The 23,984-nt window shown below is 66.5% G+C and carries 21 protein-coding genes; 2 read left to right on the top strand and 19 right to left on the bottom strand.

Annotation, left to right across the window (positions count from 1 at the left end; translation table 11 throughout):
* Position 1: 1 nt before the first annotated feature.
* The 7 genes from MU582_10070 to MU582_10040 form a co-directional block, all read right to left on the bottom strand.
* A complete protein-coding gene (locus tag MU582_10070) occupies positions 2 to 994 on the bottom strand; it encodes an ABC transporter permease (protein UPK76963.1) in 993 nt (330 codons plus the stop codon).
* 95 nt (positions 995 to 1,089) lie between these two features.
* On the bottom strand, positions 1,090 to 2,847 hold the full coding sequence (locus MU582_10065; GenBank protein UPK76962.1) for an ABC transporter substrate-binding protein: 1,758 nt from the start codon (positions 2,845 to 2,847) through the stop codon (positions 1,090 to 1,092).
* Between the two features lie 53 nt (positions 2,848 to 2,900).
* Positions 2,901 to 3,923, bottom strand: coding sequence for an ABC transporter permease (locus MU582_10060; protein ID UPK76961.1), 1,023 nt, complete (start codon positions 3,921 to 3,923; stop codon positions 2,901 to 2,903).
* A gap of 207 nt (positions 3,924 to 4,130) precedes the next feature.
* Positions 4,131 to 5,897 carry an ABC transporter substrate-binding protein gene (locus MU582_10055; protein ID UPK76960.1) on the bottom strand — a complete coding sequence of 589 codons (1,767 nt, stop codon included), beginning with the start codon at positions 5,895 to 5,897 and terminating at the stop codon, positions 4,131 to 4,133.
* Positions 5,898 to 6,014: 117 nt separating this feature from the next.
* Positions 6,015 to 7,766 (bottom strand): aspartate--tRNA ligase, encoded by a 1,752-nt coding sequence (aspS, locus tag MU582_10050; GenBank protein ID UPK76959.1) that lies wholly within the window; start codon positions 7,764 to 7,766, stop codon positions 6,015 to 6,017.
* The gene (hisS, locus tag MU582_10045; protein ID UPK76958.1) at positions 7,763 to 9,115 is read right to left on the bottom strand and encodes a histidine--tRNA ligase; all 1,353 of its coding nucleotides are present in this window, start codon (positions 9,113 to 9,115) and stop codon (positions 7,763 to 7,765) included. Before hisS ends, aspS begins: the two co-directional genes overlap by 4 nt.
* A complete protein-coding gene (locus MU582_10040; protein ID UPK76957.1) occupies positions 9,112 to 9,816 on the bottom strand; it encodes an MBL fold metallo-hydrolase in 705 nt (234 codons plus the stop codon). The genes hisS and MU582_10040 overlap by 4 nt, the downstream gene beginning before the upstream one ends.
* 160 nt (positions 9,817 to 9,976) lie before the next feature.
* On the opposite strand from MU582_10040, the gene MU582_10035 reads away from it, so the two are divergent.
* Both MU582_10035 and MU582_10030 read left to right on the top strand, forming a co-directional pair.
* Positions 9,977 to 11,209, top strand: coding sequence for a DUF349 domain-containing protein (locus MU582_10035; protein UPK76956.1), 1,233 nt, complete (start codon positions 9,977 to 9,979; stop codon positions 11,207 to 11,209).
* Positions 11,210 to 11,374: 165 nt separating this feature from the next.
* Positions 11,375 to 12,292, top strand: a complete 918-nt coding sequence (locus tag MU582_10030) for a hypothetical protein (GenBank protein ID UPK76955.1) — start codon at positions 11,375 to 11,377, stop codon at positions 12,290 to 12,292.
* Positions 12,293 to 12,372: 80 nt separating this feature from the next.
* Here MU582_10030 and MU582_10025 read toward each other — a convergent pair whose 3' ends face one another.
* The 12 genes from MU582_10025 to MU582_09970 form a co-directional block, all read right to left on the bottom strand.
* On the bottom strand, positions 12,373 to 14,727 hold the full coding sequence (locus MU582_10025) for a bifunctional (p)ppGpp synthetase/guanosine-3',5'-bis(diphosphate) 3'-pyrophosphohydrolase (GenBank protein ID UPK76954.1): 2,355 nt from the start codon (positions 14,725 to 14,727) through the stop codon (positions 12,373 to 12,375).
* Between the two features lie 255 nt (positions 14,728 to 14,982).
* Positions 14,983 to 15,537, bottom strand: coding sequence for an adenine phosphoribosyltransferase (locus MU582_10020; protein ID UPK76953.1), 555 nt, complete (start codon positions 15,535 to 15,537; stop codon positions 14,983 to 14,985).
* The gene (gene secF, locus MU582_10015) at positions 15,534 to 16,652 is read right to left on the bottom strand and encodes a protein translocase subunit SecF (GenBank protein UPK76952.1); all 1,119 of its coding nucleotides are present in this window, start codon (positions 16,650 to 16,652) and stop codon (positions 15,534 to 15,536) included. The genes MU582_10020 and secF overlap by 4 nt, the downstream gene beginning before the upstream one ends.
* Positions 16,652 to 18,523: a protein translocase subunit SecD gene (gene secD / locus MU582_10010; GenBank protein ID UPK76951.1), complete on the bottom strand. Its 1,872-nt coding sequence runs from the start codon at positions 18,521 to 18,523 to the stop codon at positions 16,652 to 16,654. The genes secF and secD overlap by 1 nt, the downstream gene beginning before the upstream one ends.
* Positions 18,523 to 18,924, bottom strand: coding sequence for a preprotein translocase subunit YajC (yajC, locus tag MU582_10005; protein ID UPK76950.1), 402 nt, complete (start codon positions 18,922 to 18,924; stop codon positions 18,523 to 18,525). The genes secD and yajC overlap by 1 nt, the downstream gene beginning before the upstream one ends.
* 113 nt (positions 18,925 to 19,037) lie before the next feature.
* The gene (ruvB, locus tag MU582_10000; protein ID UPK76949.1) at positions 19,038 to 20,135 is read right to left on the bottom strand and encodes a Holliday junction branch migration DNA helicase RuvB; all 1,098 of its coding nucleotides are present in this window, start codon (positions 20,133 to 20,135) and stop codon (positions 19,038 to 19,040) included.
* Positions 20,136 to 20,145: 10 nt separating this feature from the next.
* Positions 20,146 to 20,754, bottom strand: a complete 609-nt coding sequence (ruvA, locus tag MU582_09995) for a Holliday junction branch migration protein RuvA (GenBank protein ID UPK76948.1) — start codon at positions 20,752 to 20,754, stop codon at positions 20,146 to 20,148.
* Positions 20,751 to 21,278 carry a crossover junction endodeoxyribonuclease RuvC gene (gene ruvC, locus MU582_09990; GenBank protein UPK76947.1) on the bottom strand — a complete coding sequence of 176 codons (528 nt, stop codon included), beginning with the start codon at positions 21,276 to 21,278 and terminating at the stop codon, positions 20,751 to 20,753. The genes ruvA and ruvC overlap by 4 nt, the downstream gene beginning before the upstream one ends.
* Before the next feature lie 248 nt (positions 21,279 to 21,526).
* Complete coding sequence (locus MU582_09985; protein UPK76946.1) at positions 21,527 to 21,892, bottom strand: VOC family protein; 366 nt, start codon at positions 21,890 to 21,892, stop codon at positions 21,527 to 21,529.
* On the bottom strand, positions 21,889 to 22,725 hold the full coding sequence (locus MU582_09980) for a MerR family transcriptional regulator (GenBank protein UPK76945.1): 837 nt from the start codon (positions 22,723 to 22,725) through the stop codon (positions 21,889 to 21,891). Before MU582_09980 ends, MU582_09985 begins: the two co-directional genes overlap by 4 nt.
* Positions 22,726 to 22,771: 46 nt before the next feature.
* Positions 22,772 to 23,170, bottom strand: a complete 399-nt coding sequence (locus MU582_09975; GenBank protein ID UPK76944.1) for a hypothetical protein — start codon at positions 23,168 to 23,170, stop codon at positions 22,772 to 22,774.
* A gap of 3 nt (positions 23,171 to 23,173) precedes the next feature.
* Complete coding sequence (locus MU582_09970; protein UPK76943.1) at positions 23,174 to 23,935, bottom strand: YebC/PmpR family DNA-binding transcriptional regulator; 762 nt, start codon at positions 23,933 to 23,935, stop codon at positions 23,174 to 23,176.
* Positions 23,936 to 23,984 lie beyond the last annotated feature (49 nt).

The following is a 23,984-nucleotide window of genomic DNA, read 5'->3' as shown; positions in this document are numbered from 1 at the left end:
GTCATAGTCGCACCCTCGGGTCGAGCACGGCGTAGGCGAGGTCGACCAGGATGTTCATCACCACGACGCACGCGGCGGCGAACAGCACCGTCGCCGACACGATCGGGAGATCCTTGTTGGTGATCGACTCGAGCGCCTGCAGCCCGATGCCGCGGACGCGGAAGATCTTCTCGGTGAAGATCGTACCCGCGAGAATCGCGGCGAAGTCGAGGCCGAAGATCGTGACGACGGGTACGACGGCCGCACGCAAGCCATGCTTGAGTGCGACGGTGCGGTCGCGGAGGCCCTTCGCTCGCGCGGTACGGACGTAGTCCTCCCCCAGCGCCTCGATCATCGACCCGCGCGAGTAGCGCGCGTACGCGGTCGAGGTGAAGAGGCCGAGCGCGAGCCAGGGCAGCAAGAGGCCCTTGAACCAGGCGACCGGGCCGTCCTCGGTGAGCGGATAGTAGCCGGGCTCGGGGAAAAGTCCCCACTGGCTGAAGAGGTAGAGGAACGCGAGCAGCGCGACCAGGTAGTACGGCATCGCGGTCACCAGCATCGCCGTGCCGACGAGGCCGCGGTCAAGGGCGGTGCCGCGCTTACGAGCGGAGATGATGCCGATCGTCACGCCGACCACCAGGAACACGACGGCCGAGCCGACCGCGATCGACAGGGTGGCCGGGAAGAGGTCCCACAGGAACGGGGTCACCAGGACGCTGTACTTGAACGACTGCCCCAGGCATGGCGCCGGGCAGTGAATGACGTTCGCGCCGTTGGCGATGTCGCGGCCGACGAAGATGCCCTTGAGGTACTCGCCGTACTGCTGCAGCACGGGTTCGTCGAGGCCGAAGTTGTCGCGAATGCGGGCGAGATCGTCACCCGTACAACTGCCCTTCGGACAGTAGGCCAGGGCCGGATCCGTCGGCCCGTAGAAGAAGAAGAGGTAGACGCCGAACGAGATCACCAGCAGCACCAGCAAGCCGGCGATCACGCGTCGAACGATGTATCCGAACAAAGCAGACTCCTTGGACGACCATGCGAAGCACGGAAGGTCGACCGTCGTCGGGGGCGGGGTCGCCGCCCCCGACGACGGTCAGCGTACGACCTACGTCACTGCTTCACGTAGAGGTTCGAGAAGTACGGGTTGCCGCGCACATTGTCGATGGCCATGCCACCGAGCTTGCTGCCACGCAGGATCGCGACACCGGAGTATCCGATCGGGATGGCGGGCTGGTACTCCGTCTGCATCTTCTCGTCGAACTTGCCCCACTCCTCGGCGGCCTCTTCCGGACCCATCTTCAGGATCTCGTCCTGGAGCTTGTCCATCTCGGGCACCTTGAAGTTGGCGACGTTCGGGCGTCCGTTGACGCCGACCAGGCGGCCGTCCCACTGTGCCGGGAACCACGAGCTGCCCGACGGCCAATCCGAGCACCAGCCCTGGTACTGGACGTTCGCGCCGTTGTCGTAGTCCGACAGCACGTCACGGATGGCATCGGTCGTGGTGGCGATCGGCGTCACCTTGAAGCCGGCCTCCTCGAGCGCCTTCTTGATGACCTCCATACCGGCGACCTTCTGCTTGTCGTCGCGCTCGTACGGGAACTTGATCTCGTAACCTTCAGCGCCGGCCTCCTTGAGCAGGGCCTGCGCCTTCTCCGGATCGGTGGTGTAACCGTCCTGGCCCTCGGGGCTCTCGAACTCCGCGCGACCCGCCGTGCCCGGGGGCAGCAGGCTGGTCGCCTCACGCATCGTCACGCCCGGGACCTTGCCGTCGGCCTTCCAGAAGCCGTCGTACGGGAACGCCCAGGAGAGCGCCTGGCGGATCTTGAGATCCTTGATCTTGGTCATGTCGATGTACCACATGTAGGTACACGGCGACGTGCCCTCGGCCAGTCGGCCGGAGTCCTTCGCCTGCTGGTAGACGCCTGGCGCGACGTTGGTGTAGCTGAACGTCGTCTGCGCCGAACCCTGGTCGTCGAGCATGGTCTGGTCCATCGCGGCCTGGTCCTGGCCCCACTGGAAGTCCCACGCGTCGGCGTACTGGTGCCGGGTGTTGTCGGTCTCCGGATCCCAGTGCTCGTTCTTCGAGAGCTTGAGATACTGACCCTGCTTGTAGTCCTCGAACTTGTACGGACCCGTCGACAGCGGATGGTTGCCGTACTGCTCGGGGTTCTTGTCGGCCTTCTGCGGGATCGCAGTGAACTGCGGGAAGGAGACGTAGTACGGCAGGTCGCCGAACGGCTTGGACATCTTCAGCGTGATCTTGTTGCCGTTGACCTCGACGCCCTTGTAGTCGTCGCCGTCCTTGAACGGACCCTTGTACTTGTCACCGTCCAAGAAGAACTGCGTGTTGTACGTCGGGCCGTCGGGCAACTCGTCGATCGCGAACGACCGCTTCACCGCGTACGCGACGTCCTCGGCTTTCACGTCCGAGCCGTCCTCGTACTTCAACCCGTCACGCAGCTCGAACGTCCACTCCGTGAAGTCCTCGTTGGGCGTACCGGTGTCGGTCGCCATATCGGGGACGAGCTCCATCTGCTTGTTCTCGGGGTTGTAGCGGTACTGCGTCAGCGAACGCGTCACGAGCTCGGACAGAATCGCCGTCGAGTCGGTGTAGTACGCACGCGTCGGATCGAGTGTCGTCGGTGCGACGTCGGCGATCGACGTGATGGTGCCGCCCTCTTGGGCGCCTTCCACCTCGGGCGCCGGCGCCGGCGCGTCCTTGATGATCTCGCCGCCGGCGGCGCCGGCCTCGTCGGATCCCTCCAGTGTGCCCGGACCGCTGCTCGAGTCGTCGTCGCCGCCTCCACAGGCCGCGACACCCACCAACGACACACAAGCCAGAGCCAGTGCTGTCTTCTTCAAACGCATCGAAACTCCTCCCACCTTTCCTGGGTCGATGCTCTATCTCTCGGCGATCCCTGTCACCGACGAGTCTTGGGGTCGAATGCGTCGCGGACCGCGTCACCGAGCAGGTTCAGCGCCACGACGAGAACGAGGATGCCGATGATCGGCGCCCACAGGTAAAGCCAGTACGAGTCGTAGTAACCGGCCGCCTCGTTGATCGTCTGGCCCCACGACGGCGTGCCCACAACGCCGATACCGAGGTATGCGAGACCTGCCTCGGCGGCGACGAACGCCGGAAGCATCAGCGAGAAGTACACGACGATCGGTGCCACCAGGTTCGGCAGCAGCTCGCGGCGCAGGATGGTGCGGGTCGGCACGCCGATCACCCGCGCGGCCTGGATGAACTCACGCTCGCGCAACGACAGCACCTCGCCGCGGATCAACCGGGCCAGCGTCATCCAGCCGAAGATCGACAGAATCAGGATGAGTGCGATCAGGCTGGCTGCGTCGAGGAGTCCGGGCTGATCGGCGAACCGCATGATGATGATCGGCGCCGTCGCCAGTGCGACCAGGATGAACGGCAGCGATAGGAAGAAATCAATGATCCAGTTCAGCACCGTCGCCGAGGCGCCGCGGGCGAAGCCGGCGAGCAGCCCCATCACGATGCCGATCAGCGTCGCGGCCGCCGCGGAGATGGTCGCGACCAGGACAGACGTACGGCAACCGTAGATCCAGGAGGCGAGGTTGTCGGTGGCAGTGCCGTTCGCGGACAGGCCGAGCGGGTGGTCCCAGGTGAACGGATGCCGTGGCGGCCCGACCGCGGGATAGCCGTCGTACTCGGTCAGCTCGGTCAGATCCGCAGTGGTCTCCGGGTCGACTTGAACGCCGAACAGGTCACAGAGCCATGGAGCGAAGATCGCCACGAGATAGAAGAACGCGACGATGCCGAGACAGGTCATCGCGACCTTGTCGTTGCGCAGCTGCTCCATCGCAAGCTGCATCGGCGATCGACCGGCAATCGCCTCACCGGCGAGTGCCTTCTCGGGATCGGCGTCCGCCTGGTCAGCGGAGTCGTCGATCCCCAGGGGTGAGATTGCCACAGGGGGTCACCTTTCTGGCCGCACCTCTATTACGCACCGTCGGAGACGATAGACGACAGGGGCGCACCTTTGAGACTCGTCGCGGTAACGGTTTGGCTACGCTTGCGCCGACCGTAACCGGCCGGAAGACGTCCGGCCGTGGGCACCCGAACTCGTCGGGCATCCCACGGCCGGTCGCTCACCGCCGTACGAATTGCTGGTCGCCGGTCACTGTTCCACGTAGATGTCGGGGAAGAACGGCTCGCCGCGTACGTTGTCGATGGACACTCCACCGACCTTGCTGCCGTGCAGCAGCGCGAGGCCGTCGTAACCCACAGTGACCGCCGGGTAGTACTTCGTCTGGATCAACTTGTCGAGGTCTCCCCAGGCGTGGTTCTCCGCCGTCTCCTCGCCAGACATCGTGTCGAGGATGTGGTTCATCTGCTTGTTGACGTCCGGCTCGTCGAAGTTCGCCGGGTTCGGCATGCCCGCGACGCCGACCAGCTCGCCGTCCCACTGCGCCGGGAACCAGGCACTGCCCGACGGCCAGTCCGCACACCAGCCCGAGCTCGTACGCATGTTGATAGGGGCGTCGTAATCGGAGTAGACGTCACGGAAGGCATCCGTCGTCGTTGCGTACGGCTTGGTCGTGAAACCGGCCTCCTCGAACGCCTGCTTGACGACCTCCATCGCGGCGACCTGCTGCTTGTCGTCGCGCGCGTACGGCCAGCTCAGCTCGAAGCCCTCCTCGCCGGCCTCCTCGAGAAGCGCCTTCGCCTTCTCCGGGTCGGTGGACTTACCGTCCTGGCCCTCGGGCGCTTCGTACTCGACCCGGCCGGCGCTACCGGGCGCCATGATCGTCGTCGACGGAACCTTGGTCACGCCCGGCACCTGGCCGTCGGCCTTCCAGTAGCCGTCGTAGGGGAACGCCCAGCCGATGGCCTGGCGCACCTTCAGATCCTTGATCTTGGTCATGTCGAGGAACCACATCCGGGTGCACGGGGCGACACCCTCGACCAAACGCCCGGACTCCTTGGCCTTGTCGTAGACCGCGGGCGCGACGTTGGTGTAGCTCAAGGTCGTCTGCGCCGAACCCTGGTCGTCGATCATGGTCTGGTCCATCGCGGCTTGGTCCTGGCCCCACTGGAAGTCCCAGCCGTCGACGTACTGGTGTCGCGTCGTGTCCGTTGCGGGGTCCCAGTGCTCATTCTTCGCGAGCTTGAGGTACTGACCCTGCTTATAGTCGTCGAACTTGTACGGACCCGTCGACAACGGATGGTTGCCGTACTGCTCGGGGTTCTTGTCTGCCTTCTGCGGGATCGCAGTGAACGACGGGAACGAACCGTAGTACGGCATGTCACCGAACGGACGGCGCATCTTGATGGTGATCTTGTTGCCGTCGACCTCGACGCCCTTGTAGTCGTTGCCGTCCTTGAACGGGCCTTTGTACTTGTCGCCGTCCAAGAAGAACTGCGTGTTGTACGTAGGACCATCGGGCAGCTCGTCGATCGCAAAGGACCGCTTCACGGCGTACGCGACGTCCTCGGCCTTCACATCCGAGCCGTCCTCGTACTTCAACCCGTCACGCAGCTCGAAGGTCCACTCGGTGAAGTCCTCGTTGGGCGTACCGAGGTCGGTCGCCATATCCGGCACCAGCTCGAGGCCCTTGGTCTCGGGGTTGTAGCGGTACTGCGTCAGTGACCGCGTCACCAGACCGGACAGGATCGCCGTCGAGTCGGTGTAGTACGAGCGGGTCGGATCGAGTGTCGTCGGCGCGACATCGGCGATCACCGTTGCTGTGCCGCCCTCCTGGGCACCTTCGACCTCCGGCGCCGGCGCCTCGGCATCCTCGACCATCTGGCCGCCGGCGGCGCCTGCCTCGTCTGCACCTTCGATGCCCTCGGGGCCACTACTGTCGTCGTCGCCTCCGCCGCATGCCGCGACGCCCACCAGGGCCGCCGTTGCCGCGAACAAGGCTGTCTTTCGTAAGTGCATGCGCACTGCCTCCCCATCGTGCCCACCGAGACCAATGGGTCGAACGCTATGGCTACCTGCACACGCTTGGGACTCGTCGTGGTAACGGTTCGGCCACGTTCGGTGATCGGACGGCGATCAGCGAGCCTCAGGTTTGGCGTCGATACCGGCTTCCTTGCGCTGTGCGGGCGTGATCGGACTCGGGGCGCCGGTGAGCGGGTCTCCCCCGGACGCAGTCTTCGGGAACGCGATCACGTCACGGATCGAGTCGGCGCCGGCGAGCAGCGCGCAGAGCCGGTCGAGCCCGAGCGCGATCCCGCCATGCGGCGGCGGGCCGTACGCGAACGCCTCGAGCAGGAAGCCGAACTGGCTCTGCGCCTCGTCGGCGCTCAGCCCGATCGTGTCGAACACTCGTTGCTGCATCTCCGAGCGGTGGATACGAATCGACCCACCGCCGATCTCGCTTCCGTTCAGCACGATGTCGTACGCCTGGCTCAGCGCGTCGTCGGGTCGGTCCTGGAAGTCGTCGGCGAACTCTGCGGTCGGCGCGGTGAACGGGTGATGGATCGCGGTCCACGAACCGTCGTCGGTACGCTCGAACATCGGCGCATCGGTCACCCACACGAACTCCCAGCGTTCGTGGTCGATCAGACCGCACCGCTCCCCCACCTCGAGGCGTACGGATGCGAGCAGGTTGAGCGCCGAGCTCCGCTCGTCGGCGGCGAAGAAGATGCAGTCGCCGGGGTTGGCCCCCGCATGCGCGACGAGCCCCTCACGCTCTGCGTCGGAGAGGTTCTTGGCAACCGGACCGCCGAGCGTGCCGTCTTCGCCGACGAGTACGTACGCGAGACCCTTGGCGCCATGGGCCTTCGCCCAGTCCTGCCAGGCATCGAGCTGGCGCCTGGGCTGCGACGCACCACCGGGCATGACCACCGCACCGACGTGCCAGCGCTCGCCCTTCGGTGAGAACACGCGAAACGGTGTGTCCTTGAAGTACTCGGTGAAATCGACCAGCTCACAGCCGAACCGCAGATCGGGCCGGTCGATGCCGAACCGACGCATCGCCTCCGCGTAGGTCATGCGCGGGATCGGGGTCGAGATCTCGTAGCCGACGACCTCGCGCCACAGGCGTACGAGGAGCTCCTCGGTCAGCCCGAGCACGTCGTCTGGCTCGACGAAGCTCATCTCGACGTCGAGCTGGGTGAACTCCGGCTGCCGGTCGGCACGGAAGTCCTCGTCTCGGAAACAGCGCGCGATCTGGTAGTAGCGCTCCATGCCGGCCACCATCAGCAGCTGCTTGAACAGCTGCGGCGACTGCGGCAGCGCGTACCAGCTGCCGGGCTGCAGGCGTACGGGAACCAGGAAGTCGCGGGCACCCTCGGGTGTCGACCGGGTGAGGTACGGCGTCTCGACGTCGTGGAAGTCGTTCGTGGCCATCACCTCGCGGATGATCCGGGTGACGTCGGCGCGCAGCCGCAGGTTGCGCGCCATGTCTTCGCGGCGAAGATCGAGGTAGCGATAGCGCAGGCGTACCTCTTCGTTCACGCCGGTCGAATGGTGCTCCTCGACCGGGAACGGCAGCGGTGCCGCCTCGCTCAGCACGACGACCTCGTCGGCAATCACTTCGATCTGGCCGCTCGGCAGGGAGGGATTCTCGTTGCCCTCGGGCCGCTGCTCGACCTGCCCGGTGACCTTGAGGCAGAACTCGCTGCGCAACGGATGAGCGTCCTCTTCTTCGCGGATCACCACCTGCGCGACGCCGCTGCCGTCGCGCAGATCGATGAACGCGACCCCGCCGTGGTCGCGGCGCCGGGCGACCCAGCCCGCGAGCGTGACCTGGCCCCCGACGTCGCTCGTACGCAGGCTTCCGGCGTCATGGGTACGGATCACTTCGGTTGCTCCTCGGATGCGGTTGTGACGATGGTCGGGTGCAGGTCTTCGTCGCTCGGACGCCAGGCATCGGCGTCGGCCTCGACCTGGTCACCGCTACGGATGTCCTTGACCTGGTCGGCGTCGCTTTCGCTGGCGGGAAACCAGATGTACGGGATGCCGCGCCGCTCCGCGTAGCGGATCTGCTTGCCGTACTTCTGCGGCGCGGCTGCGACCTCGGTCGGAATGCCGCGAGCGCGCAGCCGCTGCGCGATCGCGTTGCTGTGTGGGCGCGACGCCTCGTCGACGAGCGCGACCAGCACCGCCGACGGTACCGACCGGCTGGCCGTGAGGGCGCCGTGTTGGATCAGCGGCAACAGCATCCTGGTGACGCCGAGCGAGATGCCGACGCCCGGGTACGTGGTCTTGCCGTCGCTCGCCAGTGCGTCGTAGCGGCCGCCCGAGCAGACCGACCCGAGGCGTTCGTAGCCTTCCATCCGGGTCTCGAAGACCGTGCCCGTGTAGTAGTCGAGGCCGCGCGCGATACGCAGGTCGGCGGTCACCGTCACGCCGTCGAGCGTCAGCGCGGCGAGGGCTTCCATCACCTGCGACAGCTCATCGACTCCACGGTCGAGCAGCTCGTGTTTGACGTCGAGAGCCCGTACCCGATCGGCGAACGACGCATCGGGCGTACGGATCTCGGCAAGGCGCAGACATGCGGCCGCCTGCTCGGCAGTGGCGCCGGCTTCGGTTGTCAGGAGCTCGATGACCTTCTCGCCGGGCAGCTTGTCGAGCTTGTCGACCGCGCGCATCGCGGCAGCGGGGTCAGCGATGCCGAGGCCGAGGTAGAAGCCCTCGAGCAGCCGACGGTTGTTGACCTGAAGGTGGAGGGTCGGCACGGGAAGCTCCGACAACGCCTCGGCCATCACGGTCGCGACTTCGACGTCGGCATAGAACGGGAGGTCGTCGCGCGCCACCACGTCGATATCGGCCTGGGTGAACTCACGGAAGCGACCCTCTTGCGGACGCTCCCCGCGCCACACCTTCTGGATCTGGTAGCGCCGGAAGGGGAAGTCCAGCTTGCCGGCGTGCTCCAGCACGTACCGGGCGAACGGCACCGTCAGGTCGAAGTGCATGCCCAGGCCGGAGTCGGTGCCCTCCTCGGCGTGCAACCTGCGGAGTACGTACACCTCTTTGTCGATCTCGCCGCCCTTGGCGAGCCGGTCGAGCGGCTCGACCGCACGCGTCTCGATCGAGGCGAAGCCGTGTAGCTCGAACGTACGCTGCAGCCGGGCGATCACCGCCGCTTCCGCGTTGCGCTCGGCAGGCAGCAGCTCCGGAAAGCCACTGAGCGGAGTCGGCTTGCTCACTGCTGCTCCCCGACGAGCTCGGCGAGATACGGGTTGCTTGCGCGCTCACGGCCGACGGTCGTCTGCGGTCCGTGGCCGGGGAGGACCACGACGTCGTCGCGCAACGGCAGCACCTTCGCGGTCAGGCTGTCGAGCATCGCGGAGTGGTCACCGCCGTTGAGGTCCGTGCGGCCGATGGAGCCCGCGAACAGGAAGTCACCCGTGAACATCAGCTCCGACACGTCTTCGGGCCCCTCGTACGCGACCCGGTACGCGACCGTGCCGGGTGTGTGGCCCGGGGTGTGGTCAACGGTGAACGTCAAACCGGCTGCCTCGATACGCGCCCCATCGGTCGCCGGGCGTACGTCTCCGGGCTCGGTGAACTCGGGGAGCTCGGTCATGCCGAGTTGCTCACGCAGCATCGTCGCGGAGTCGTTGGAGATTGCGGCCATCGGATCGGCGAGCAGATGCTGGTCGGCCGGATGGATCCACACCGGGACGTCATAGCGCTCCGCGACGTCATAGGCAGACCACATGTGGTCGAAGTGTCCATGGGTCACGAGCACGGCCTCCGGCGTCAGGTCGTGCTCGGCAACGACGGTCGAGACACCGTCGAGCGAGCCCTGTCCGGGGTCGATGACCACGCAGCCCGCGCCGGCGCGGGCGCCGACGAGATAACAGTTTGCCTGCAGGGGTCCGGCGGGAAACGATGCGATCAGCACGCCGCTCAGGTTACGCGAGGCGGTCTCGGCGGCGCGCACCCGCCGAGGCGAATCGGCATTTGTCCCGCCACGACCGGACAGATGTCTATATGCTCGGTCGGCCGAGCCCACGGCCGCGACTGTTCTAGACTTCCGGCAGCACAGACGACAAGGTGGATTCGTGAGCACAGAGTCAAGCCAGTGGGGCCGCGTCGACTCCGACGGCACCGTCTACGTCAAGACCGCCGATGGCGAGCGTTCGGTCGGCCAATGGCCGGACGGCAACCCTACCGAGGCACTGGCGTTCTACACCCGCAGGTACGAAGGACTCGCCCTCGAGGTCGACCTGCTGGAGAAGCGGGTGGCAGCTGGGTCGCTCGGTCCGGAGGAGGCGAACAAAGCGGTCGCCACCGTACGCGACAGCGTCACCGACGCACAGGCAGTCGGCGATCTCGACGGTCTGTTGCGACGGCTCGATGCGCTCGCCCCGCGGATCGACGAGCAACGCGAGCAGCGCAAGGAGGCCAAGGCGCAGCGTCTCGCAGAGGCGCGTACCGCCAAGGAGGCGATCGTCGAACGCGCGGAGAAGATCTCCACCGGCAACGACTGGCGCAAGGGCGCCGACACCCTGCGCGAGCTACTCGACCAGTGGAAGGCGCTGCCGCGGCTCGACCGGCCGACCGATGACGCCTTGTGGCACCGCTTCTCGTCGGCGCGCACCTCGTACACCCGCAGGCGCAAGGCGCATTTCGCCGAGCAACACGAGCAGCGGCAGTCGGCTCAGGTCGTCAAGGAGAAGCTGTGCGTCGAGGCGGAGGCGCTGCAGGACTCGACCGAATGGGGACCCACCTCCGGCAAGTACCGCGATCTGATGTCGCGGTGGAAGGCGGCCGGTCCGGCTCCGCGCGGTGTCGAGGATCGACTGTGGAAGCGGTTCCGCTCGGCGCAGGATGTCTTCTTCGGCGCACGCGATGCGGCCAATCGCGAGCTCGACGCGGAGTACGAAGCCAATGCGAAGGTCAAGGTCGCGATCCTGACCGAGGCCGAGGCACTGCTGCCGGTCACCGACGTCGACGCCGCGCGTACCGCCTGGCGCGACATCGCGGACCGCTGGGAGGCGGCGGGCAAGGTGCCGCGGTCACAGATGCGCGAGCTGGAGCAGCGAATCCGCAAGGTCGAGAGCGCGATCCGCGACGCGGGCGACGCGCAGTGGAAGCGGACCAACCCGGAGGCGCGCGCCCGCGCGTCCGACACGGTCTCGCAGTTGGAGCGCTCGATCGCCGATCTGCAGGCCGATCTGGAGAAGGCGAAGGCCGCGGGCAAGGACAAGCGCGTACGCGAGGTGGAGGAGTCGATCGCCGCTCGCGAATCGTGGCTCACCGAAGCCCGTAAGGCCCTCTCCGACTTCTCCTAACGCTGACACGCGAGAAGCACCACGCTCACACGCGAGTAGCGCCTCGCTCAGACGCGAGTAACACGGCACCGACACGCGGCACGTGTTCACGGTTACCCACAGGCCGATTCGCTACGGCTGTGGATTAATCGACAGGTTTCTGTCGTACGGATGTTCATTGTGGGTATGACTACTCCGATCAACGGCGGCGACGTCTTCTTGCGTCGCCAGCTTTCCGATCTGTCCATCTCGCCGCGCGAGTTCGAGGAACTCCGCAGACTTCATCTCGTCCGTCAGGTCACCCGTGGCGTATGGGTTGACGCTTCCGTACCGGATGCTGCTGAGTGCCGGTTCGCCGCCGCACGACTCATCAAGCCCGAGCACGCCGTCTTCTGCAACAGCACAGCAGCCTGGCTGCGCGGGGTCGACACCTTCAAGCCGTCTGAGCGCTTTCTGCTGAAGCCGCAGTGCGTCGTTCCCATCGGTTCGACCCGCTGCACCAGCCGACTCGTGAAGTGTCGCGAAGCGCTCATTCCTGACGCGGACGTGATGGAGATCGACGACGTTCTCTTGACCGTCGACGTACGCACCACCTCCGACATGCTTCGCGAACAGTGGCGTCCGTACGCGCTCGCCGCTGCTGACGGCATGGCGCACGCCGGCTTGGTAGAGCCTGAAGAGGTTCAGGACTACGTCGCCAAGCTCAAGGGCTATAGGTGGATCATCCAGGGACGAGAGCTGGCGTTCCTCATAGAACCGCTGACCGATAGTCCCGGCGAGTCGTGGTCTCGGCTTCGGATCATCGATGCCGGGTTCCCGCGTCCGGAACCTCAGGTCCCCGTCGCGGATGCAAACGGCGAGGTCCGCGGGTGGCTCGACCTTGCACTCAAGGAATGGAAAGTCGGTGCGGAGTACGACGGGCGCGAGTTTCATACCGAAGACGCAGACACAAGTCACGACGCCAGGCGGCGGAGGTACTTCCGTGATGTACACGGATGGCGAATAGTCGTTGGCCGGCGCGAGGACATATTCGGTACCAACATGGCGTTCGAGCAACAGATCGGCGAATGGATCGGCCGCGAGCCGCTGCCGCGCTCGTGGTAGTCACGTGTCGACCGCACACTTCTCGCGTGTCAGCGTGGTGCTTCTCGCGTGTCAGCGTGGTGCTTCTCGCGTGTAAGCGGTTATTGGGTGACGCGGTAGACGTCGAAGACGCCCTCGACACCGCGTACGGTCTTCAACACGTGTCCCAGATGCTTCGGATCGCCCATCTCGAAGGTGAACTGGCTCTTTGCGACGCGGTCGCGGCCGGTCGACAGCGTCGCCGACAAGATGTTGACGTGGTGGTCCGACAGCACTCGGGTCACATCACTGAGCAACCGAGGCCGGTCGAGCGCCTCGACCTGGATCGCCACCAAGAACACGCTCTGCGCGGTCGGCGCCCATTCGACGTCCATCATCCGCTCGGGCTCACGCTCGAGGTTGCGTACGTTCGGACAGTCGCCGCGGTGCACCGAGACCCCGTCGCCACGCGTCACGAACCCCACGATCTCATCACCGGGCACCGGCGTACAGCAACGCGCGAGCTTGACGAGCACATCGCTCATCCCGCGTACGATCACACCCGCGTCGCCGCGTTTGGCGCTGCGCCGACGATCGGTGTCGTTCGGCATCGCGACTGCCTCGGCGACATCCTCCGCGACACCGTCCGCACCGCCGTGTAGTTCGACCACCCGGTGTACGACGTTCTGAGCGCCGATGTGCCCCTCGCCGACACCCGCGTACAACGCCGACACGTCGGCGACGTGCAGGTCCTTCGCGACCGACGTCAGCGAATCGTGGTTCAGCAGCCGCTGCAGCGGCAGGCCCTGTTTGCGCATCGCGCGGGTGATGGAGTCCTTGCCGCGCTCGATCGCTTCCTCGCGGCGCTCCCTGGTGAACCAGTGCTTGATCTTGTTCCGCGCTCGCGGGCTCTGTACGAACTCCAACCAGTCGCGGCTCGGCCCGGCCGTCGACGCCTTCGACGTGAACACTTCGACGACGTCGCCGTTCTCCAGCTTCGACTCCAGCGGTACGAGCCGACCGTTCACCCGCGCACCGATACAGGCGTGGCCGACCTCGGTGTGCACGGCGTACGCGAAGTCGACGGGCGTCGAAGCGGCGGGCAGCTGGATCACGTCACCGCGCGGCGTGAAGACGAACACCTCGGCGGTGTTGATCTCGAAGCGCAGCGAGTCGAGGAAGTCGCCCGGGTCAGCGGTCTCCTGCTGCCAGTCGACGAGCTGACGCAGCCAGGCCATATCGCCCTGTGTCGTCTGGGCTTCCTTATCGGCCTTGCCGCTCTTGTCTTTGCCCTTCTCCGTGTCGCGGCCGGCTTCGGAGTTCTCCTTGTACTTCCAGTGCGCCGCGACGCCGTACTCCGCCCGTCGGTGCATCGAGAACGACCGGATCTGCAGCTCGACCGGCTTGCCCTGCGGACCGATCACCGTCGTGTGCAGCGATTGGTACATGTTGAACTTCGGCATCGCCACGTAGTCCTTGAACCGTCCGGGTACGGGGTTCCAGCGGGCGTGCAGCGCGCCGAGTACGGCGTAGCAGTCGCGTACGGAGTCAACGAGGATGCGGATACCGACGAGATCGTAGATATCGGCGAACTCTCGGCCGCGCACGATCATCTTCTGGTAGATCGAGTAGTAGTGCTTCGGCCGGCCGGTGACGGTCGCCTTGATCTTGTGCCGGCGCAGATCATCTTGCACCTGCTTGATCACGGTCGCGAGAAACTCCTCGCGCGCCGGCGCGCGATCGGCGACAAGGCGCACGATCTCGTCGTACACCTTGGGATGCAGCGTCGAGAACGAGAGGTCCTCGAGCTCCCATTTGATCGTGTTCATGCCGAGGCGGTGCGCGAGCGGCGCGTAGATCTCGATCGTCTCGCGCGCGATGCGCTCCTGCTTGTCCTGGCGAAGGTGCCGCAGCGTACGCATGTTGTGCAGCCGGTCGGCGAGCTTGATCACGAGCACCCGGATGTCGCGGCTCATCGCGACGATCATCTTGCGGATCGTCTCCGCCTGAGCGGAGTCGCCGTACTTGACCTTGTCCAGCTTCGTGACCCCGTCGACCAGCTGGGCGATCTCGTCGCCGAAGTCGTTGCGCAACTGGTCGATGGAGTACGGGGTGTCCTCGACCGTGTCGTGTAGCAGCGCCGCGCACAGCGTGGTCGGTGTCATGCCGAGCTCGGCGAGAATCGTGGTCACGGCGAGCGGATGGGTGATGTACGGATCGCCGCTCTTGCGCCGCTGCTCGACGTGGAGCCGCTCGGCCGTGAGGTACGCCCGCTCGATGATCGCCAGGTCGGCCTTGGGGTGGGTCGTACGCACGATGTGCAGCAGCGGGTCGAGCACCGGAATGGTCGAGGTCGATCGGCTACCCAATCTCGCCAGGCGGCTGCGCACGCGCATCGACGCGGACACTGACCCCGATCGGACCGTCGGGTCGGCGCCCGACTTCGTCTCCGTGCCGGATCCCGCGTCGTCGGCCATGCGCACCTCCACTCGCCCGTCGCTGCCGCGTTGCGCGGCGTACGGTCTATATCTTCATCGTATGCCCGCACGCCAGCGCACGGCGCAGCCGCGTCGGCGTGGTCGCAAGCGGTCGAGGATTCTCACCGCACCACGACGCTCAACAGGGTTGCGATACCGGCGAGCAGCATCGCAACCACGATCACGGCGGCGACGATGCGGCGTTGGTCGTCATTCATGGCGGCTCCGGCGAGATGCGTACGCGAGCCGGCGGGCTCACACCAAGCGAAGTGCGCCGACCGGCAGTCCGGTGAGCCTATCGCGACCTCGCAGCGCCTCCAGCTCCAGCAGCACCGCAGTACCGACATGAGTCGCACCGCATTTGTCGATCAGGTCGATGGTGGCGGCGACGGTGCCGCCGGTCGCGAGCACATCGTCGATCACAAGTGCACGATCGCCCGGGCTCAGTGCATCTGTGTGCATCTCGAGCGTCGCGTCGCCGTACTCGAGCTGGTACGAGACAGCGTGCGTGAACGACGGCAGCTTGCCGGCCTTGCGTACCGGGACGAACCCGGCGCCGAGCGCGAGGGCAACGGGCGCCGCGAGGATGAACCCGCGCGCCTCGATACCGAGCACGCGGTCGATCGGCCCTCCGGCCAGGCTGCGGCCGAGCTCGGTCATCGCCTCGACAACGGCCCCGAACGCCTCGGGGTCGGCGAGCAACGGCGTGATGTCGCGGAATGTGACGCCGGGCTCGGGCCAGTCGGGTATGTCTCGGATGAGTTCGTGCAACAAGGCCTCGACCTCGGGGGTCTGCCGGGCTTGGCTCACTTGGGTCGCCTCCCACGTCTCGACCTCGGTGCGCGGCTCGGCTGTGCACGCTTGGCCGCACCTGACTTCGTGACGGTCCGGGTCGGTGCCGTCGACGAACCGACCCTAGCGTCCCCGCCCTCGTCTTCCCCGCTCGTGGCCTCCCGGGCACGTCGGCGCTCGACCTTCTCGGCCTGCTCGCGTACGACCGGCTCGGACTCCTTGAGCTGTACGGCGAGCGGCGTCGCGATGAAGATCGAGGAGTACGTGCCGGCCGCCATGCCGACGAAGAGCGCGAGCGAAAGGTCCTTCAGCGGTCCGCTGCCCAGCGCCGCGACGCCGACGACGAGCAGCGACCCGACCGGTAGTAGAGCCATGATCGAGGTGTTGATGGAGCGGACGAGTGTCTGGTTTACCGCGAGGTTGGCCGACTCGGCGTACGCACGCGCAAGTGAGCGCTCGAAGCCGCGGGTGTTCTCCCGGACCTTGTCGAAGACGACCACCGTGTCGTACAGCGAGTACCCGAGGATGGTCAGCAGTCCGGTCACCGTGGCAGGCGTGACCTCGAACCCGGACAACGCGTAGACGCCGACGGTGATGACGAGGTCGTGGATGAGCGCGACGATCGCCGAGACCGACATCTTCCATTCTCGGAAGTACGCCCAGATGAAGATCACCACGAACCCGATGAACACCACCAGGCCGATAGCCGCCTTCTTCGCGACCTGCTGACCCCAGGTCGGCCCGATGAGGTTCTGGCTGATGTCGCTGGCGCCCGCGTCCCGCAGGGCGGACTCGACCTTCGTCGCTTCGTCCTGGCTGAGGGGTTTGGTGTCGATCCGTACGGCGCTCTGGCCCGAGGTCGTCACGGTGGGGTCGCCGGCGTCGGCGATGCCTGAGTCGACGACCGCGTTGCGCATCGCGTCGACGTTCGCACTCGTCGGCGCGATCTTGGCGGTGAACTCGACGCCACCGCGGAACTCGATGCCCATGTCGAGGCCGCGTACGAACAGACCCAGACCCGCGACGATCAGAATCACGATCGAGATCGCGTACCATAGACGTCGCCGACCGACGAAGTCGAACGACACCTGGCCCTCGTACAGGTTGTGCCCGAGCGAAGAGATGCGACCCATCAGCGATCGCCTCCGGTGGTTGCGGGTGTCGGGCGCGACGCCATCTGGGATACCGATCGGCCACTGATGCCGAGGTGTCCCGGGTCGAGGCCGGACAGTTTGTGGCCCTCACCGAAGAAGCGAGTACGCGCGCACAACGCGACCAACGGCTTGGTGAAGAAGAAGACGATGAACACATCGATCAAGGTGGTCAGGCCGAGTGCGAACGCGAAACCGCGTACGACGCCGATCGCGAAGATGTACAGCACAAGTGCGGCCATGAACGAAACCGAATCGGCGGCGATGATCGTCATTCGCGCGCGGTGCCAGCCGCGTTCGACGGCCACTCGAAGGGAGCGGCCCTCTCGTACCTCATCGCGTAATCGTTCGAAGAAGACCACGAACGAGTCGGCGGTGATGCCGATCGCCACGATGAGGCCCGCGATACCGGGCAGGGTCAGGGTGAAGCCCGCACTCGCGGCGAGCAGAAGTACGAGCGCGTACGTCGTGGCCGCCGCGACGAGCAACGAGGCGATGACGACGAGGCCGAGGCCGCGATAGTAGAAGAGGCTGTACAAGACGACGAGCAGCAGTCCGATCGCACCCGCGAGCAGTCCTGCGTCGAGCTGGCTACCGGCCAGCGACGGGCCCTCGACCGAGACACTGTTGACACCGAACGTCAACGGGAGTGCGCCGTACTTGAGGGAGTTGGCGAGCGACTGTGCGGAGTCCTGAGTGAAGTTGCCAGAGATCTGGGATCGGCCGTCGGTGATGTGTGCTTCGCTCTGCGGGGCGCTCAGAACGCCGCCGTCGAGGACGATTGCGAAGCGACTGCCGGCAGAGTTGCCGTTGTTGTACTGCTGGGTGAGCGCGTCGGTGACCTTGTCGAAGGTGGCCTTGCCGTCGCCGCCGAGGGCGAGGCTGACCACCCAGTTGGCTTGGTTTTGCGGCAATGCCGCGCTGACGTCGCTGACATCGGTGCCGGGGATGACCGAGGGGCTGAGGAGGAACGTCTCGCCCGATTCGGGGTCGCAGGTGACGAGCGGCTGATCGGCCACATCGTCGATCTTCTCGATTGACTTGTCATTGCATTCGAAGGAGGAGAGCTGATCGTTGAGCTCGGCTATCGCCGGACGAGTGTCGGGCGGGAGCGAGTCCAACCCTTGTGCCTCCCCCGCGATCATCTGGTCGAGTGATAGGCCCGTCCAGTCGAAGTCGGCGACGGGGTCATCTGCATCGTCGTTGTCGTCGGCGCCGTTGTCATCGGACTGCTGCCCGCTCGTCTGGTCGGCGTCGTCGCCGGATGCCTTGGCCGAGTCGTTTCCGGAGTCGGCAGACGCTGTCTGTGCGCCGTCGACCGGCGCGGCTCGGTTCTTGCCGGCGTTCTGTTTCGTGCCCTGCTGATCGGGCGGCTTCTCGAAGGGCAGTTGATCGTTGCCGGACTGTTTCGGCGATTGGGTCGGCTGCTGCTGCGGTTGCTGGCTCTGCTGGCCATCGGCCGCGCCGGTCGCCCAGACGAGCCTGAACCGCAGCTGCGCCGTACGACCGACCTCGTCGACGATCCCTGCCTGCTTCTCCCCGGGGATCTCGATCACGACCTGGTCGCCACCTTGGGTGGTGACATCGGCCTCGGACACGCCGCTGCCGTTGACGCGCTGGTCGATGATGTCGCGCGCCTCGTCGAGCTTCTCCTGGGTCACGTCGCCGCTCGACGTCTTTGCCTCGAGCGCGATCCGCGTACCACCTTGCAGGTCGAGGCCGAGACGCGGCTGCCAGTCGCCGACGAGGGCGACGATCCCGTACAGGACGACGATCGCGGCGAGGAACACCGCGAGCACGCGCCCCGGCCGAGGTGTCTTCTTGGACATTCGCCCGGAGCGCGCGGTAGACATTACTTCTCTTTGTGCGTCGGCAGCTCGGGGGCTTCTTCGACGCTCGCGGTGTCGGTGGTCGGATCCTCACCACTCACGCTGTCGTCGGCGGTCTCGTCGTCGGCGGCCGGCGCAAGCGACTCGGCGGGCTCGACGTCCTCAGGGATCACGCGTCCGACCGCCTGCCGGTGCGCAGTGATCACCGTGCCCGGTGAGATCTCCACTTCGATCTCGGCGTCATGAACCGCCACGACCTCGCCGAAGATGCCGCTCGTCAGCATGATCCGGGCGCCGACCTCGAGACTCGACTGCGTCTGCGCCGCCTCCCGCTGCCGTTTGCGTGCCGGTCGGAACACCAGGAACCAGAACACCAGCGCCAGCAGCACGAAAGGGAGCAATGCGTACAGGTCTTCTTGCGTCACGAAGGTCACTCCAGAAAAGAACTTTGCGGGGCGTCGCCGGCCGATTGCCGGACCACGCGCATCCTAGCCCCCGCTTCCCGACGATACCCCTCGCCTCCTGACGGGGTCAGACGTCAGTCCAGCGGAAGCGTGTCTGCGACGGCGTTCGCGGGCGCGGTGAGGCCGAGATGCGACCATGCCGCGCCGGTGGCGACGCGGCCCCGCGGCGTACGCGCCAGGAACCCCATCCGAACCAGGAACGGCTCGGCCAGCTCCTCGACCGTCTCGCGCTCCTCCGCGACGGCGACGGCGAGGGTCGAGACTCCGACCGGTCCCCCGCCGAAGTTGCGGCAGAGCGCGTCGAGCACGGCGCGGTCGAGGCGGTCGAGGCCGAGCCGGTCGACCTCGAAGAGATCGAGGGCGCGATGTGCGATGTCTTCGTCGACCGTGCCGTCGGCGCGTACCTCGGCATAATCGCGTACGCGCCGCAGCAGCCGGTTGGCGATGCGCGGTGTGCCGCGCGAACGGGACGCGATCTCGAGACCGCCGTCTTCGGTGACGTCGACCTCGAGCAGCCTGGCCGATCGCCGAACGATGCGGTGCAGCTCGGCCGCCTCGTAGTACTCCAGCTGAGCGGTGAAGCCGAACCGGTCACGGAGCGGTCCGGGTAGCAAGCCGGCCCGCGTCGTCGCGCCAACGAGCGTGAACTGCGGGATCTCCAGCGGGATCGCCGTCGCACCCGGCCCCTTGCCAATCACGACGTCGACCCGGAAGTCCTCCATCGCCATGTACAGCAACTCTTCGGCCGGTCGCGACATGCGATGGATCTCATCGACGAAGAGCACATCGCCCTCGTTGATACCGGACAGGATCGCGGCGAGATCGCCGGCATGCTGGATCGCCGGACCGCTCGTCAGCCGCAGAGGCGCCGACATCTCGCCGGCGATGATCATGGCCAGCGTGGTCTTGCCGAGACCGGGCGGACCCGACAGCAGAACGTGGTCGGGCGTACGTTCACGACGGCGAGCCGCGTGGAGTACGAGCGTCAGCTGCTCGCGAACGCGATCCTGGCCGACGAGCTCGTCGAGCGTCTTGGGTCGCAGTGCGGCCTCGAATGCGCGCTCGTCACCCTCGACACCGGGGTCGACCAGCGCGCGGGTGGACTCGGCCGGCGACTCGTCGGGGTGCGCGTCGTAGGTCATCTCCACCTCCGCGCTCGGTCGTTCGGTCATGCCAGCGTGCTCATGCCCTCGACAGAGTACGCAATGCTCCGCGTAGCAGCGCGGGTACGTCGAGCGCATCGGCTTGTTCGGCAGCCATCGGCGCGACGGCCGCGACGGCCTTATCTGCCTCGCGCGCGGACCAGCCGAGGCCGATCAGCGCCTCGTGCACCTGATCACGCCATGCGTTGCCTCCCCCGGGCGTCGGTGCGGGCGCTGCCGCCGACGGAGCGGGGCCGACGCGGTCCTTGAGCTCCAGCACGATCCGTTGCGCGCCCTTCGCACCGATGCCCGGGACGGAGGTGAGCGTCTTGTGGTCGTCGCCCGCGACGGCCATCCGGATGTCGTCGGGGCTGAGCACCGCGATCATCGCCTGTGCGACCTTGGGGCCGACCCCGTTGGCGGTCTGTACAAGCTCGAACATATCGCGCTCCTCGTCGTCGGCGAACCCGTACAACGTGAGGGAGTCCTCGCGTACGACCATCGATGTGGCCAGCGTCGCCGACTCGCCGAGGCGTACGCCGGCGATCGTGCTCGGCGTGCAGTGGACGAGCATGCCGACGCCGCCGACCTCGACGACGACGGAGGTGAGGTTGGTCGCGGCGACCCGGCCGGAGACGAAGGCGATCATGGGGTCCTCCTCGGGGTGTTGGCGAGTACGGCGGCCTCGAGCCGTGACGCGGCCTGCCCGCGCCACACATGGCAGATGGCGAGCGCGAGCGCATCGGCCGCATCTGCCGGCTTCGGCGGCGCACCGAGGCGGAGCAGTCGAGTGACCATCGACGCGACCTGCGTCTTGTCTGCGCGGCCGCTGCCTGTGACGGCGGCCTTCACCTCGCTCGGCGTGTGGAGCGCGACAGGTAGGCCGCGTCGCGCCGCGGCGGTCATCACGACACCGCTGGCCTGGGCAGTGCCCATCACGGTGCGTACGTTGTGCTGGCTGAACATGCGCTCGACCGCGACGGCGTCGGGTCGGTGGCGATCGAGCCAGGCTTCGACCTCCGTCTCGATGGCGAGCAACCGCCTCGAGACGTGCTCGTCCGCGGGCGTACGCGCGACGCCATACTCGACCATCGTCAGCGGGCGGCCGATCGTACCGTCGACGACGCCGATGCCGCAGCGGGTAAGGCCGGGGTCGATGCCGAGTACGCGCATCAGACGACACCGCCTGGGCGTACGGACGGACAACGGCACAGCGAACGCATGTTCGACACCTTAACGGCCCTCGCCGTCACGCTCGTACCGACGCGCCGAAGCCCGTTGACTCGTCACCTCTGCACCGCTCGCTCGTCAGTCTTGCCATGCGGGACCGACGACTCAGCCGTCCAAGACCGACGACTCAGGCGTGCAGGACCGACGACTCAGCGATAGCGGCGGGCGAGGGTCCCCGCGTCGCTCATCAGTCAGGGAGTCTGCGCCACGCAGAACTCGTTGCCCTCGGGGTCCTGCATCACCGTCCAGGCGATGCCCCACTGCTCGTGGTCGTCGCCGCGCTTCGCGCCGAGGCCGACCAACCTGTTGACCTCAGCCTCGCGATCATCGGCGGCGAAGTCGATGTGCATCCTGTTTTTCGCGACCTTCGGCTCTGAAACTTTGGCGAACATCCACGCATTGTCGCCGCCCGTGGCGTGGCCCTCTGCCATCCCGATCGTGGCGAAGCCGTTGCTGGAGTGCCCGTCGAGCGGGCGGCCAAGGGCCGCAGACCAGAAGTTGCCTACGGTCAACGCGTCTGCACAGTCGAAGGTCACTGCGGCTAGCTGAACTGTCATGTAACGATCTCCTCTTTGCTGATGATTGGCCAACAGATCTCGGTCCGGAACCTCGTCAGGTCGTCGGTGTCGCCGTAACTGACGAGGTACCGCTCGCGTACGCGCAGCCCCGACGGTTCGGCGTTCTCGGCGACCCAGGCCCCGAGTCGTAGGTATGAGTCCTCGATGTCGTCGTACGGCCCGGCGTGTACGAGAACGGCCACCCTGGCCGCGGGCACCTCGCCGTTGACGACGGCCCCGCACGTACCCAATGAGACCGGCTCGGCGATCGGCAGGAACGCCTCGACATCGTCCGAGTCGTCTCCTGCTATCTCCGCGGGATACAGCGCACCCGACTCCGCGGTCGGCCGTACGGCGTGGCGTTCGACCGTCTGACCGATCGCGGAGTACGCGCCGTCGAGGAACGCCGCGTACTCGTCACTGCCGACCTGGCCCCGAACCGCAAGAGTGTGCTGATGCGGCTCATCTCGTACGAAGACCGGAGTGTGCGCCGCGGGCCGCTCGAGTCCCTCGTGCAGCTCGGAGACGATCCGCTCGACGTGGGCGAGCCGCTCGCGCATCACGTCCTGATGGGCCGCAAGCACCTTCGCCGTCACATCCGGATCGCGTGCGCGCAGCACCTCGCGTACCTCGTCGAGCGGCAGGTCGAGCGCACGCAGCCGGTAGATCACCGCGGCGTCGATCAGCTGCGAAGCGTGGTACGCGCGGTAGCCCGTGTGCGGGTCGACGCTCGCCGGCACCAGCACGCCCGACTCGTGGTACGCACGGAGCGACTTGACCGAGAGCAGGCACGCCCGGGAGAAGGCGCCGATCGCCAGAAGTCCTTGACTCATGGCTACAGCCTGCGGTCTCCCCCAGGGGGAGGGTCAAGCGCCGTCGTCAGGCGCCCTCTCGCACGCCGCCACGATGCCGGAGCTGCGCCATGATGGCGCGCATGCGCTCGCGGGACGCGCGCCAGCCCTTGACGTACTCGGTGCCCTGCAGCTTGCCGTCACAGAACACCTCGATCGGCCATGCGCCGCCGAACAACGCCCGGATCAGCATGGCGATCGGCACCAGCAGCAACAGAACCAACAGCTCGAGCATCGCGACGAACGCGAGAACGAGGAGCGGGATCGCGATGATGAACGCGATCACGCCGAGCACCATGCTGATCGGGTCGTCGCCCATCCCGCTGACGTACGGGATGTCGTAGCCGAAGTCGCGCACGCGCCGGCGCCACGGCACCCAGCGGCGTTTGACTCGCCATCTGGTGCCGGTCGAGTCGGTCAACCGCATGAATCAACCGACCTCGGCCATGACCTCGTCGGACGCATCGAAGTTGGCGAACACGTTCTGTACGTCATCGGAGTCTTCGAGCGCCTCGATCAACCGCACCACCTTGCCGGCACCTTCGGCGTCGACCTCGACGGTGACGGTCGGTACGAAGGACTGCTCTGCGGACTCGTAGTCGAGCCCGGCGTCCTGCAGCGCCGTGCGTACCGGCACCAGATCGGTCGGCTCGCTGATGATCTCGAAGCTCTCGCCGAGGTCGTTGACCTCTTCGGCGCCCGCGTCGAGCACGGCCAACAGGATGTCGTCCTCGTTGGTCTCTCCCGACTCCTGCTCGCGGTTGACGATGACGACGCCCTTACGGTTGAACATGTACGACACCGAGCCCGGGTCGGCCATCGAACCGCCGCCACGGGTCATCGCGGTGCGTACCTCCATCGCGGCGCGGTTCTTGTTGTCGGTGAGGCACTCGATCAGGAACGCGACGCCACCGGGCCCGTAGCCCTCGTACATGATCGTCGTGTAGTCGACGCCCGCACCGTCGAGCCCGCCGCCGCGTTTGACGGCCCGGTCGATGTTGTCGTTGGGGACCGACGACTTCTTCGCCTTCTGGATCGCGTCGTACAGGGTCGGGTTGCCGGCCGGGTCAGGACCGCCCGTACGCGCGGCAACCTCGATGTTCTTGATCAGCTTCGCGAACATCTTGCCGCGCCGTGCGTCGATCACGGCCTTCTTGTGCTTCGTAGTCGCCCACTTGGAGTGGCCTGACATGACGATCCTTCCCTTGCCTGCTTTCGGGCCTTGTCCACCTTACCGGGCC

This window comes from Nocardioidaceae bacterium SCSIO 66511 (assembly GCA_023100825.1).
GTDB lineage: Bacteria > Actinomycetota > Actinomycetes > Propionibacteriales > Nocardioidaceae > Solicola.
This window is presented reverse-complemented; position numbering and strand designations above follow the sequence as displayed.

What these genes read in the sequence shown, in the direction of transcription:
- MU582_10065 (UPK76962.1), bottom strand. Translation starts at nt 2,847, where the DNA reads ATGCGTTTGAAGAAGACAGCACTGGCTCTGGCTTGTGTGTCGTTGGTG.
- MU582_10055 (UPK76960.1), bottom strand. Translation starts at nt 5,897, where the DNA reads ATGCACTTACGAAAGACAGCCTTGTTCGCGGCAACGGCGGCCCTGGTG.
- MU582_10030 (UPK76955.1), top strand. Translation starts at nt 11,375, where the DNA reads ATGACTACTCCGATCAACGGCGGCGACGTCTTCTTGCGTCGCCAGCTT.
- MU582_10025 (UPK76954.1), bottom strand. Translation starts at nt 14,727, where the DNA reads ATGGCCGACGACGCGGGATCCGGCACGGAGACGAAGTCGGGCGCCGAC.
- secF (UPK76952.1), bottom strand. Translation starts at nt 16,652, where the DNA reads ATGGGTCGCATCTCTTCGCTCGGGCACAACCTGTACGAGGGCCAGGTG.
- secD (UPK76951.1), bottom strand. Translation starts at nt 18,523, where the DNA reads ATGTCTACCGCGCGCTCCGGGCGAATGTCCAAGAAGACACCTCGGCCG.
- ruvB (UPK76949.1), bottom strand. Translation starts at nt 20,135, where the DNA reads ATGACCGAACGACCGAGCGCGGAGGTGGAGATGACCTACGACGCGCAC.
- ruvA (UPK76948.1), bottom strand. Translation starts at nt 20,754, where the DNA reads ATGATCGCCTTCGTCTCCGGCCGGGTCGCCGCGACCAACCTCACCTCC.
- ruvC (UPK76947.1), bottom strand. Translation starts at nt 21,278, where the DNA reads ATGCGCGTACTCGGCATCGACCCCGGCCTTACCCGCTGCGGCATCGGC.
- MU582_09985 (UPK76946.1), bottom strand. Translation starts at nt 21,892, where the DNA reads ATGACAGTTCAGCTAGCCGCAGTGACCTTCGACTGTGCAGACGCGTTG.
- MU582_09980 (UPK76945.1), bottom strand. Translation starts at nt 22,725, where the DNA reads ATGAGTCAAGGACTTCTGGCGATCGGCGCCTTCTCCCGGGCGTGCCTG.
- MU582_09975 (UPK76944.1), bottom strand. Translation starts at nt 23,170, where the DNA reads ATGCGGTTGACCGACTCGACCGGCACCAGATGGCGAGTCAAACGCCGC.
- MU582_09970 (UPK76943.1), bottom strand. Translation starts at nt 23,935, where the DNA reads ATGTCAGGCCACTCCAAGTGGGCGACTACGAAGCACAAGAAGGCCGTG.